The sequence below is a fragment of the Methylobacterium frigidaeris genome (genome assembly GCF_022179185.1).
Taxonomy (GTDB): domain Bacteria; phylum Pseudomonadota; class Alphaproteobacteria; order Rhizobiales; family Beijerinckiaceae; genus Methylobacterium; species Methylobacterium frigidaeris.
Map to the genome: position 1 here is coordinate 316,113 of NZ_BPQJ01000001.1, position 10,747 is coordinate 326,859.

Sequence of the window (10,747 nt, forward strand, 5' to 3'; positions counted from 1 at the left end):
CTTCAGCGGTCGTTGATCCAGGTGCGCAGCACCTCGACCGTCTCGGTCGGGTTCGCCTTCACGATGTCGACGACGCGCTCGATCGTCTCGGCCTGGAGCTTGCCGTTGATCTTGGCGAACTCGACGAGGCGGCGGGCCTGGTTGTCCGGCAGCGCGAGCTCGGCTGGGGCCGCCCCTGCCGTTCCACCCTCCACCGCCATCACCAGGCCGGGCTCGGCATCGAGGATCGAGACCGCGGCGAGCGCCGGGACCTCCGCGGCGACGACCTTCTGCACCAGCGGGCGCACCACCGTCATCAGCACCACGAGGCCGAGGAGGAAGAGCACCGACATCTCGGCCACCCGCAGCACGTCCTCCTTGGTCGGCTGCAGCAGCGAGGCGAGGAGGCCCTGCTCCTGCAGTTCCGGCACCGCCGGGGCGTCGGCGAAGCGCAGGTTCACCACCTCGACCTGGTCGCCCCGGGCCCGGTCGTAGCCGATCGCGGTGCGCACCAGGGCGGTGATGCGCTCCAGTTCCGGCGCCGGCCGCGGCGCGTAGACCGGCTTGCCGTCCGGGCCCGCCGCGTAGGTGCCGTCGATCAGCACCGCCACCGAGAGGCGCTTGACCCGGCCGCCCTCGTTGACCTCGGTGCGGGTGACCCGGGAGATCTCGTAGTTCGTGGTCTCCTCGTTCTTGTTCGAGGCCTCGCGCGGACCCTGGTTCTGCTGGCCCTGGTTGGCGCCGGGCAGCTCGTTGCCGACAGTGACGCCGTTCTCGTTGCTCTGAGACTGCTGGTTCTCGCTGCGGGTCTGGGTCGAGCGCACCACCCGGCTCTCGGGATCGAAGGTCTCCGAGCGGCTCTCGATCCGGTTGGAATCGAGCTCGGCCGCGACCTGGACCCGGGCCCGCCCCGCGCCGACGATGCCGGCGACGATCTCCTCGACCTGCGCCCGCAGGCGTCGCTCGAGGCCGGTCTGGCGCTCGTCGAGGCCGATGCCGGCCTGGTCTTCCGCCCCGCGGGCGCCGTCGGCGAGGAGCCGCCCGCGCTCGTCGACGATCGAGATGCGCTCGGGCTTCAGGCCCTCGACCGCCGAGGCAACGAGGTGGCGCACCGCCCGGACCTGGCCCGGATCGAGGTCCCCGGACAGCCGCACCACGATCGCGGCGCTCGGCGCCTCACGGTCGCGGGAGAACAGCCGGCGCTCGGGCAGGACGAGATGGACGCGCGCCGCCTGTACCCGGCCGATGGCCCGGATCGAGCGGGCGAGCTCGCCCTCGAGCGCCCGCAGGTGGTTGACGTTCTGGACGAAGCTGGTCGACGAGAAGGCGTCGCCCTTGTCGAAGATCTCGTAGCCGACGCCGCCGGCGCTCGGCACGCCCTTGGCGGCGAGGTCCATGCGCAGGCGGGCGAGCTCGGCCCGGGGCGCCAGCACGGTCTGGCCGGCATCGCCCTTGGTCTCGTAGCGGATGCCCTTGGCCTCAAGGTCGCGCACGACCGCGCCGGCATCCTGCACCGAGAGGTCGGTGTAGAGCACGCCCATCTCGGGCCGCGAGACCCGCAGGATGACGAAGGCGAAGAAACCGATGAGCGCGAGGGTCACCGCACCCATCGCGGCGAGCCGCGCGGGCCCGAGCTTCGCCACCAGATCGAGGACCGGCTTCACGACGTCATGCACCCGCCAACCGGGGCCACGGCGGCCCCAGGGCAAAATTTGCCGAGTCGTGGTTATGACTTGGTTAACAAGGCGAGACAGGACGCGCGCAGGCCCGGGACACCCGCGGCCTCGGGGCGAAGCGGGGTGGTCCGTGAGGTGGCGACGAAACGCTGTCCGTAAATAGACCCGGCGACAAGACTGGCGCGGGCATCCCCTCCCCCCGCGGGCGAGAACTCCCCCTCACCCTCGCCCTTCCGGCTCGCCGCGCTCCCTGAACGGGAGCACAGCCCCCTCCCCGCGAGAAGTCGGGCTTGCCCGACTTCGTCCGTCGCTTGCAGATCCCGGGAAAGCCCGGGATCTGTCGGGGAAAGGAGAATGTCCGCGCCTTTCCTTTCGACCCGGACAGTTCTTCACACACCCGGATCAGGTCGCAGGCAGCATCCTTACTGCCGGTAGTGCTGGATCCGGGTCGTGCGCAGACCGGCGAGGCCGTGCTGCTCGATCGAGTACTGCCAGCTCAGGAATTCCTCGGTGGTCAGCGTGTAGCGCTGACACGCTTCCTCTAGGCTCAGGAGCCCGCCGCGCACCGCGGCCACCACCTCGGCCTTGCGCCGGATCACCCATCGGCGTGTATCGGTCGGCGGGAGGTCCGCGATGGTCAGCGGACTTCCGTCTGGCCCGATGACGTACTTCACCCTCGGGCGATGCGGTTCGGTCATGATACGCTCTACACTCGACTGACCTGTCGAGACCGACGCTAGGCACCCGCGCTTAAGATTGGTTGAATCATTTCCCTCGCATGTGATTCGTAATCCACAGCAATCCACCGAATCAGTTGCCGCCGGTGCCACCGATCGCCTCGACGCTGCTGAGGGCCACGGTGCGGTCGCCGATGGTCAGGACCGGTTCGGCGCCGGTGACGTCGACGCTGGTGATCGCTCCGGAGATCTTGGTGTCGACGGTCACGCTCGATCCGGTGGCGTCGAGGGCCTGGACCTTCAGGGTGTACTTCCCGTCGGCGGCGAGCTGCCCGGTCGAGCTGCGCCCGTCCCAGGTGAAGCTCTGGCTGCCGGCGGGCAGCGCCTTGGTCTGGGTGGCGACCACGTTGCCCTTGGCGTCCGTGATGGTCATCACCGCCTTGGCGGCGGCCCGGGCCGGGTTGAGCGTCCAGGTCGCGGTGCCGTCGGCGAGCGAGGTCGTGGCACCGTCCGCCGTCACGGTCTTGCCGATCAGCCCGGAGGCCGTCGCCGCGGCGGAGGCCTTGCTGGCGGTGATCAGGCTGCCGAGCTGGTCGTTGGTCTTGAGCTGCTGCTCGACCGAGGCGAACTGCACCAGCTGCTGGGTGAACTGGTTGGTGTCGAGGGGGTCGAGCGGGTTCTGGTTCTGCAGCTGCGTCGTCAGCAGGGTGAGGAACTGGTTGAAGTTCCCGGCGATCGTGCTGGCGTCGCTCCCGGTCTTAGCCCCGGTGCTCGCGCTGGAGAGGTTGGTCAGGCTGCTGATGCCGGCGGTCATCGGGGCCTCGCGGGTTCGGGGGTCATCGGGGATCGTCGCTAGATTCGAAGGTCGAGGCCGAGGCGCTGCCCGAGGGTGCGCAGGGGCGGCAGGGGGCCTTGCGCCTCGGCCTCGGCCGGGGCGGCCGCACGGTCGGCCCCGTGCGGCGGGCCGGCCTGGTCGCGCTGCGGGTTCTGGCCGCCGCCGTCGCGCAAGGAGAAGCTGAGGCCGGCGTCGCCGGGATCGAGCCCCGCCTGAACTAGCGCCTGCTGCAGGCTGCCGGCGTCGCGCTGGAGCAGCGCCAGGGTCTCGGGCCTCTCCACCACGAGGTGCGCCTTCACGGCGCCGTGCTGGCGGTCGATGTCGAGGCTGACGTCGATGCGGCCGAGCTCGTAGGGGTCGAGCCGGATCTCGAAGCGGTTCGAGCCGGCGAGCGCCCGCATCCCGATCGTGATCGGCACCGCGCTCAAGGGGGCCTGCACCGAGAGAGCCGGGCGGGTCTCGGCCGGCGCCGCGGTCGCGGCGTCGGCGCTCTTCACCTGCGGCGCGGGCGCCGAGGGGTCGGGCGCCGCCAGGGTATCGGGCGCCGTCGTCGCGCCGCCCTCCGGCGTCTGGTCCTTGCGGCCGCCTGCCTGCTGCGAGGCCTCGGCCGGCAGCGCGGCGATCCGCGGATCGGCGGGTGTCGCCGCAGGCTGGATCGCGGCCCCGTCGGCAGCGCCCGGATCGGCGGGCGCCGCGCCGGGCGCGAAGGCTGGGCCGGTCGCAGGAGCCGGCGCGGTCGGGACTGGGGCGGCCAGCGCAGCCGGGATCAGCGCCGGGGTACCGACAGGGGCGTCGGCCGCGCCGCCTTCCGCCTCCGGTTCATCTCCGGCATCGGCTTCCGCGGTGTCGCCGGCCGCGGCCTGGACCGCTGCAGCCTGCGCCGCATCGGGGTCCGCCGCTTTGGTCGTCGCGCCGGTCGCGGCGACCGACTTCGCGGCGACGTCCTTCCTCACCCCATCATCCGCCGCCGCATCCCTCGTGGCCTTGTCCCTGGCGGCTCTGTCCTTGGCAATCACGTCCTTGCGGCGCGCGGCGGTCTCGGCCGCGTCGTCGGCCCGGTCCTGGCGCAATCGGGTCTCCGAGGCATCGTCGGCCCGCCTCGCCTCGGCGTGCGTCGCCTCGTTCCTCGTGTCGGCCAGCTTCGTCTCGGAGCCGGTCCGCACCGATACGCCGGCCTCCCGGTAGGGCGTGCGGATGGTCCGCGCGGCCTCCCGGTAATCCGGGCGGAACGGCTCGTGCGCGACGGCCTTCGCCGGCCGGGCCGGCTCGCGCCCCGCCATCCGTCCCCCCTCACCCGCTCCGCTGATCTGCATCGGCGACCTCCTGGGTCCCCGCAGAGCAAGCCGCCTGCCAGTCCAACTGGCCATGCAAGTCAATGATTCAACGAGATGATTTCCAAGGGACCGCCGGTCCGCGGCTGCCGCCCGGTCGGAATCTGCCGGGGCCCCGGCAAGAACTTCCCTGCGGGCCGCGCGTCCCCCCGCCCTGGCAGAATGCCGGCTGGATCGCTATAGACTCGGCGAGCGGCGCCGGGGGTCGGCCTCCGGGAGCCGCCCCGAGACACCCCTCGCACGGTCATGAACTCGCTCGATCTGCACAAGGCCCCGGAGGACACCCGCGTCGTGGTGGCGATGTCCGGGGGCGTCGATTCCTCCGTCGTCGCCGCGCTCCTGAAGCGCGAGGGCTACGACGTGGTCGGGATCACGCTGCAGCTCTACGACCACGGCGCGGCCACCCACCGCCGCGGCGCCTGCTGCGCCGGCCAGGACATCCACGACGCCCGGCGGGCCGCGGAGACGATCGGCATCCCGCATTACGTGCTCGACTACGAGGACCGGTTCCGCGAGGCGGTGATCGACCGCTTCGCCGACAGCTACCTCCAGGGCGAGACGCCGATTCCGTGCGTCGAGTGCAACCGCTCGATCAAGTTCCGCGACCTGCTCACGACCGCCCAGGATCTCGGCGCCGACGTGCTGGCGACCGGCCACTACGTCGCGAGCCGGGCGCTGCCCGGCGGCGGCCGGGCGCTCCACCGCGCCCTCGATCCCGCCCGGGACCAGAGCTACTTCCTCTACGCCACGACGAGCGAACAGCTCGACCTCCTGCGCTTCCCGCTCGGCGAGCGGCCGAAGGACGAGACGCGGGCGCTCGCCAAGGCCTTCGGCCTGTCGGTCGCCGACAAGCCCGACAGCCAGGACATCTGCTTCGTGCCGCAAGGGCGCTACCAGGACGTGATCGCGCGCCTGCGGCCCGACGCGGTGCGCCCGGGCGAGATCGTCCACCTCGACGGGCGTCGGCTCGGCCGGCACGACGGCATCATCGGCTTCACGGTCGGCCAGCGGCGCGGCCTCAACGTGGCGGCGGGCGAGCCGCTCTACGTCGTGCGCCTCGAGCCCGGCGAGGCAAGGGTGGTGGTCGGCCCGCGCGAGGCGCTCGCGACCTCCGTCATCCGCCTCGCCGACCCGAACTGGCTCGGCGACGCGCCCCTCGCGGCGGCCCGCGACCTGCCCGTCGCCGTGCGGGTGCGCTCGACCCGCGAGCCCCGCCCCGCCCTTCTGTCCTGGAACCCGGACATGGCGTCGGCCGAGATCACGCTCGCGACGCCGGAGGACGGGGTGTCGCCGGGCCAGGCCTGCGTCATCTATGCCGATGACGGGCCCCGCGCGCGGGTTCTGGGCGGCGGCACCATCCGGCGGGTCGAGGCCGAGCGCCGGGTGGCGGCCTGATACGATTTCCGAAAGATTTCTCCCGGAAATCGTATCACAAGCCCGCGCGTTGCTGCCCGCGAGACGACTTACCTCGGAGACGATACGGACATGCTGAGCGAGCCGCGAGAGGCGGGGCCCACCACCGCCTTGATGCGCAAGGCCTACGCGCGCTGGGCGCCGGTCTACGACGTCGTGTACGACAAGCTCACCGAGCCGGCGGCGCGGGACGCGGTCGAGGCGGCGCTCGTTAGCGGGCGGCGGATCCTGGAGGCCGGCGTCGGCACCGGCCTGTCCCTGGGCTACTACCCGAAGGATGCCGAGGTCTACGGCGTCGACCTGTCCGAGGACATGCTGCGGCGGGCCAACCGCAAGGTCGCGCGGCGCGGGCTCACCCACGTCAAGGGCCTCCAGGTCATGGATGTCTGCCGCCTCGGCTATGCTGACGCGAGCTTCGACGCGGTGGTGGCGCAGTTCCTCATCACCCTGGTGCCCGACCCGGAAGGCGCCCTCGACGAGTTCCTGCGGGTGGTGAGGCCCGGCGGCATGATCGTGCTCGCCAATCACTTCGGCCAGGATGCCGGCACCGTGGCGCGGGTCGAGGAGATCGTGGCGCCGCTCTGCGAGAAGATCGGCTGGAGTTCGGCCTTCAAGGCCGCCCGGATCGAGGCCTGGGCGAAGAGCCGTGGCGTGACCTTCATCGGCGTGCGCCCGACCTTCCCGGGCGGGTTCTTCAAGATCCTGCGCATGCAGAAGCCCGGGTGAGCGCGCTGACCCGGCCTGGAGAGCCTGCGCCGGACGAGAACGGCTCCCCGCCGGAGGCGGGCCCGGAGGCCGTGGCGGCCCCGGCCTGGCGCGGCTGGCTGCGGGTGCTGCCGCTCGTCGCCCTGGTGGCCCTGTCCATCGGGCTGCTCGTCGGCGGCATCACCCGCTGGTTCAGCCTCGATCAGCTCCTCGCCTCGCGGGCCTATGCCAAGGCCTGGGTGGCGGAGGGATTCTGGCGCGCCTATGCCTGCGCCTACCTGGCCTATGTCGGCACGGTGATCGTGTCGCTGCCGGTCTCGGTCGTGATGACGACCCTGTGCGGCTTCCTGTTCGGACCGGTCGCCGGCGCGCTGGTGTCGATCTCCGCCGCCACGACCGGCGCCGTCGTGGTGTTCTCGATCGGGCGCACGGCAGCGGGCGAGGTGCTGCTGCGGCGCGCCGGCTCGCGGCTCGGCCGCCTCGCCGAAGGGTTCCGTCGCGACGCCTTCTCCTACGTGATGGTGCTGCGGCTCCTGCCGGTCTTCCCGTTCTGGATGACCAACCTGGCACCAGCGATCTTCGGCGTGCGCCTGCGCACCTTCGCGCTGGCCACGTTGATCGGCATCAGCCCCGGCGCCTTCATCTACGCCTCGGCGGGCGCCGGGGTGGAGAACGTGGTGGCGGCCCATCAGGCGGCGAAGGAAGCCTGCCTCGTCGCCGGCGGCATCGCCTGCGACGCCGCCCTGTCGCTGCGGACCATCGTCACGCCGCAGCTCATCGCCACGCTGCTCGGCCTCGGCGTCCTGGCGCTGCTGCCGGTCGCCTGGCGGCGCTGGCGCGGCAATCCCGGCTGAATCCCTGGGGGATCCGACGAAACCACGCACAATTCCTTGGCTGGCGACTGGATTTTCGGCAATCTGGGAGTAGCCTGCCAACGCTCCCGGCACGCAGGGGAGTCAGGGGCGGGCGGGCGTGTTAGTGTCCGGCCGGCCCGGCCATGGGTGCGGGCATCGGGCGAGCGAGGACGTCGAGACCGTGCATTGGGCCGATGACGCGGCGAGCCAGGGTGGCATCCGGCGTCTCGCCGGCCGGATCGGCCTGTCCGGTCGCCTGCTGCTGCTCACGGTGGTGTTCGTCCTCATCGCCGAGGTGCTGATCTACGTGCCGAGCGTTGCGAGCTACCGGCGCTCGTGGCTCTCCGACCGGGTCGCCGCCGCGCAGGTCGCCGCCCTGGTGCTCGACGCCGCGCCCCAGCAGCGGGTCTCGGACGACCTCGCCCGGCGCCTGCTGATGGGGGTGGGCGCCCGTGCCATCGCCCTCAAGGCCGGGGGCGCGCGACGCCTCCTCAACCTCACGCCGATGCCGCCCGAGGTCGGGGAGACGATCGACCTGCGCGAGGCTGGCTGGATCGACAGCATCGGCGGCGCCTGGCGCACGCTCACGCAGGCGAATCCCCTGCCGCTGCGGGTGGTCGGCCACGGCATGGACGGGGTCGACTTCGTCGAGCTCGTCCTCGATCCCGCCCCGTTGCGGCGGGCGATGATCGCCTTCTCCGGGAGGATCCTGCTCGCCTCGCTGGCGATCTCCGGCATCACCGCCGGTCTCGTCTTCCTGGTGCTGCAGCTCTCGATCGTGCGGCCGGTGCGGCGGCTGGCGCGCAACATCGCGACCTTCGCGGAGGATCCGGAGGACCTGTCGCGGCGGATCAGCCCGTCCTGGCGCAGCGACGAGATCGGCGCAGCCGAGACGGCGCTCGCCCGCATGGAGACCATTCTCTCGGATGAGCTGCGCCAGAAACGGCGCCTGGCCGATCTCGGCCTCTCGGTGAGCAAGATCAACCACGAGTTGAGAAACCTTCTCACTACCGCCCAGCTTCTCGTCGACCGGCTCGAACACGTCGCCGATCCGGGGGTGCAGCGGGTCGCACCCCGCCTCGTCGCGACGCTCGGCCGGGCGATCCGCTACTGCGAGGGCACGCTCGCCTATGGCCGCGCCGCCGAGCGGGCGCCCGAGCGTCGGGTGACCCCGCTGCGGCCGATCCTGCGCGACGCCCTCGACCTCGCCGGTCTGGTGCCGGGCGCCGCCGTCACCATCGAGGACCGGACGCCCGAGGGCCTGAGCGTCGACGCCGATCCCGACCAGCTGTCACGGGTGCTGGTCAACCTGGTGCGCAACGCCGTGCAGGCGATCGGGCTTGCCGGCGCCGGCGAGGGCGCGCCGCTGGTGGCGATCGAGGCGGAGCGCACCGGCGCCACCGTCACGATCCTCGTCACCGACAACGGCCCCGGCCTGCCGGAGCGGGCCCGGGCCCACCTGTTCGAGGCGTTCCAGGGAGCGGGCCGCTCCGGTGGCACGGGTCTCGGCCTCGCCATCGCGGCCGAGCTGGTGCGGCTCAACGGGGGATCCCTGAGCCTCGACGAGACCCGCAGCGGCGCGCGCTTCCGCATCACCCTGCCGGACCGCACCGGCTGAACCGGGCGGTTGCCAACGTCACGCCCGCCGCCGCATCGTAGGGTCATGTCCCTGCGCGTCCCCCTCTCCGCCGTGCGCTCCTTCGAGGCGGCGGCGCGCCGCCGCTCCTTCAAGGACGCGGCGGCGGAGCTGAACCTCACCGCGAGCGCCGTCAGCCACGCCATCCGCAAGATGGAGGCCTCGCTCGGCGTCACCCTGTTCGAGCGCCAGGGCCAGGGCGTGGTGCCGACCGCCGCCGGCGAGGCGCTGCTGGAGCATGTGGGCCGCGCCTTCGACGAATTGCATCGCGGCCTCGATCTCGTGGCGGCCCGCGGACCGCAGCTGCTGCGCCTGCATTGCGCGCCGAGCCTCGCGGCGCAGTGGCTCACGCCGCGCCTCGCCCGGTTCCTCGCCGCCCATCCGGGCTTCGAGGTGCGGCTCGCCGCCGGCATGGACTATGCCCGCTTCGTCAGCGACGAGTTCGACGCCGACCTCGTCTACGGCCCGCCGCGGGGCGAGGGCCTGGTGGCGGTGCCGCTCTGCACCGAAACGGTGATGCCGCTCTGCGACCCCGAGCGCGCCGCCCGCATCCGCTCACCTCAAGACCTTCTCGACCAGGTGCTGATCCAGAGCGACAACAAGCAGGTGCGCTGGCCGCTCTGGTTCGCCCGCAACGGCCTGCCGGCCCCCCGCCCCCTCGGGGTGCGGTTCGACCGCAGCTTCCTGGCCATCGCGGCGGCCGCCGACGGGCTCGGGGTCGCGCTCGAATCGACCCTGCTGGCCGAGCGCGAGATCGCCAGCGGCCGCCTCGTCGCGCCTTTGCGCGGCCTGGCGCAGGACGTCACCTACGTCGGCCACCACCTCGTCTATCCGGCGACCACGCGGCGGCGGGCCCCGCTGCGGGTCTTCGCCCACTGGCTGGCGCAGGAGATGAACCTCGTGCTGCCGGAGGATCTGGCGTGAGACGATGTCCGGCGATTCGTCCAGCGGACGAGCGGGACCTCGTATCGGTCGCCAGTGTCTACCACCGCGTCTGGCATGAGACCCACGGTCCGCACATGCCGCAGGCCGAGCGAGACGCGCGAGACGAGATCTTCTTCCTCGATCCCATGACGAACCTGATGCCGAACGTCATCCTCTGCGAGGATGAGCATGCGGTCGTCGGGTTTGCCGCGTGGACAGGCACCCGACTCGGTCAAATCTTCCTCGATGCCTCCGTCCGTGGTTCCGGTTTCGCGCAACGCCTGATGGAGGCAGCCGAACGAGGGCTACGGAACCAGGATGTGCTGGAGGCCGAGCTGCGCTGCCTCGTCGGCAACATGCGCGCGCGGCGGTTCTACGAACGCGTCGGCTGGCACGTGAGCGAGACCGTGGCGGAAGCCGTCCGGGGTGACGTGGACGGAGAGCGGCGCGACTTCTGGGTGATGCGCAAGCGCCTCATCCCTCGGGTGCCCTGACCAACCCCCAACAGCCCGTCACCCGATCGAGCCGGGCGCGTTGACGCAGGGTTCGGGGGCACAGCCAGGATGTCGCCGTTCGCCCGCTTGGGTGCTCAGCCGGCGACGGCGTCAGGGTCGGCGTGACGCTCTCACGCTGACTGTAGATTGGCTCGGCTTGATCATGATGGAAAAACTGGAGCGGGCGAAGGGATTCGAACCCTCGACCCCAACCTTGGCAAGG

The 10,747-nt window shown here is 71.8% G+C and carries 10 protein-coding genes; 6 read left to right on the forward strand and 4 right to left on the reverse strand.

Going from position 1 to position 10,747, the window contains the following annotated elements; all coding sequences use genetic code 11:
* Nucleotides 1–2 precede the first annotated feature (2 nt).
* The 4 genes from fliF to MFF64_RS01600 all read right to left on the reverse strand — a co-directional run bounded on the left by fliF (nt 3) and on the right by MFF64_RS01600 (nt 4,480).
* Complete coding sequence (fliF, locus tag MFF64_RS01585) at nt 3–1,643, reverse strand: flagellar basal-body MS-ring/collar protein FliF (protein ID WP_238189241.1); 1,641 nt, start codon at nt 1,641–1,643, stop codon at nt 3–5.
* Nucleotides 1,644–2,077: 434 nt separating this feature from the next.
* Nucleotides 2,078–2,353 carry a CtrA inhibitor SciP gene (gene sciP / locus MFF64_RS01590; protein ID WP_048443591.1) on the reverse strand — a complete coding sequence of 92 codons (276 nt, stop codon included), beginning with the start codon at nt 2,351–2,353 and terminating at the stop codon, nt 2,078–2,080.
* 112 nt (nt 2,354–2,465) lie between these two features.
* Nucleotides 2,466–3,146 (reverse strand): flagellar hook assembly protein FlgD, encoded by a 681-nt coding sequence (locus MFF64_RS01595; protein ID WP_099902511.1) that lies wholly within the window; start codon nt 3,144–3,146, stop codon nt 2,466–2,468.
* A gap of 38 nt (nt 3,147–3,184) precedes the next feature.
* On the reverse strand, nt 3,185–4,480 hold the full coding sequence (locus MFF64_RS01600; RefSeq protein ID WP_238189243.1) for a flagellar hook-length control protein FliK: 1,296 nt from the start codon (nt 4,478–4,480) through the stop codon (nt 3,185–3,187).
* A gap of 264 nt (nt 4,481–4,744) precedes the next feature.
* Between MFF64_RS01600 and mnmA the strand changes: the two genes are divergently transcribed.
* The 6 genes from mnmA (at nt 4,745) to MFF64_RS01630 (ending at nt 10,524) form a co-directional block, all read left to right on the forward strand.
* A complete protein-coding gene (gene mnmA / locus MFF64_RS01605; RefSeq protein WP_099902156.1) occupies nt 4,745–5,893 on the forward strand; it encodes a tRNA 2-thiouridine(34) synthase MnmA in 1,149 nt (382 codons plus the stop codon).
* A gap of 90 nt (nt 5,894–5,983) precedes the next feature.
* On the forward strand, nt 5,984–6,637 hold the full coding sequence (locus tag MFF64_RS01610) for a class I SAM-dependent methyltransferase (RefSeq protein WP_099902154.1): 654 nt from the start codon (nt 5,984–5,986) through the stop codon (nt 6,635–6,637).
* On the forward strand, nt 6,634–7,470 hold the full coding sequence (locus MFF64_RS01615) for a TVP38/TMEM64 family protein (protein ID WP_238189246.1): 837 nt from the start codon (nt 6,634–6,636) through the stop codon (nt 7,468–7,470). The genes MFF64_RS01610 and MFF64_RS01615 overlap by 4 nt, the downstream gene beginning before the upstream one ends.
* A 181-nt stretch (nt 7,471–7,651) precedes the next feature.
* Nucleotides 7,652–9,088 carry a sensor histidine kinase gene (locus MFF64_RS01620; protein ID WP_238189247.1) on the forward strand — a complete coding sequence of 479 codons (1,437 nt, stop codon included), beginning with the start codon at nt 7,652–7,654 and terminating at the stop codon, nt 9,086–9,088.
* Between the two features lie 45 nt (nt 9,089–9,133).
* Nucleotides 9,134–10,030: a LysR substrate-binding domain-containing protein gene (locus MFF64_RS01625; RefSeq protein ID WP_099902850.1), complete on the forward strand. Its 897-nt coding sequence runs from the start codon at nt 9,134–9,136 to the stop codon at nt 10,028–10,030.
* Nucleotides 10,027–10,524 (forward strand): GNAT family N-acetyltransferase, encoded by a 498-nt coding sequence (locus MFF64_RS01630; protein ID WP_342352952.1) that lies wholly within the window; start codon nt 10,027–10,029, stop codon nt 10,522–10,524. Before MFF64_RS01625 ends, MFF64_RS01630 begins: the two co-directional genes overlap by 4 nt.
* Nucleotides 10,525–10,747 lie beyond the last annotated feature (223 nt).

What these genes read in the sequence shown, in the direction of transcription:
- sciP (WP_048443591.1), bottom strand. Translation starts at nt 2,353, where the DNA reads ATGACCGAACCGCATCGCCCGAGGGTGAAGTACGTCATCGGGCCAGAC.
- MFF64_RS01595 (WP_099902511.1), bottom strand. Translation starts at nt 3,146, where the DNA reads ATGACCGCCGGCATCAGCAGCCTGACCAACCTCTCCAGCGCGAGCACC.
- MFF64_RS01600 (WP_238189243.1), bottom strand. Translation starts at nt 4,480, where the DNA reads ATGCAGATCAGCGGAGCGGGTGAGGGGGGACGGATGGCGGGGCGCGAG.
- mnmA (WP_099902156.1), top strand. Translation starts at nt 4,745, where the DNA reads ATGAACTCGCTCGATCTGCACAAGGCCCCGGAGGACACCCGCGTCGTG.
- MFF64_RS01610 (WP_099902154.1), top strand. Translation starts at nt 5,984, where the DNA reads ATGCTGAGCGAGCCGCGAGAGGCGGGGCCCACCACCGCCTTGATGCGC.
- MFF64_RS01625 (WP_099902850.1), top strand. Translation starts at nt 9,134, where the DNA reads ATGTCCCTGCGCGTCCCCCTCTCCGCCGTGCGCTCCTTCGAGGCGGCG.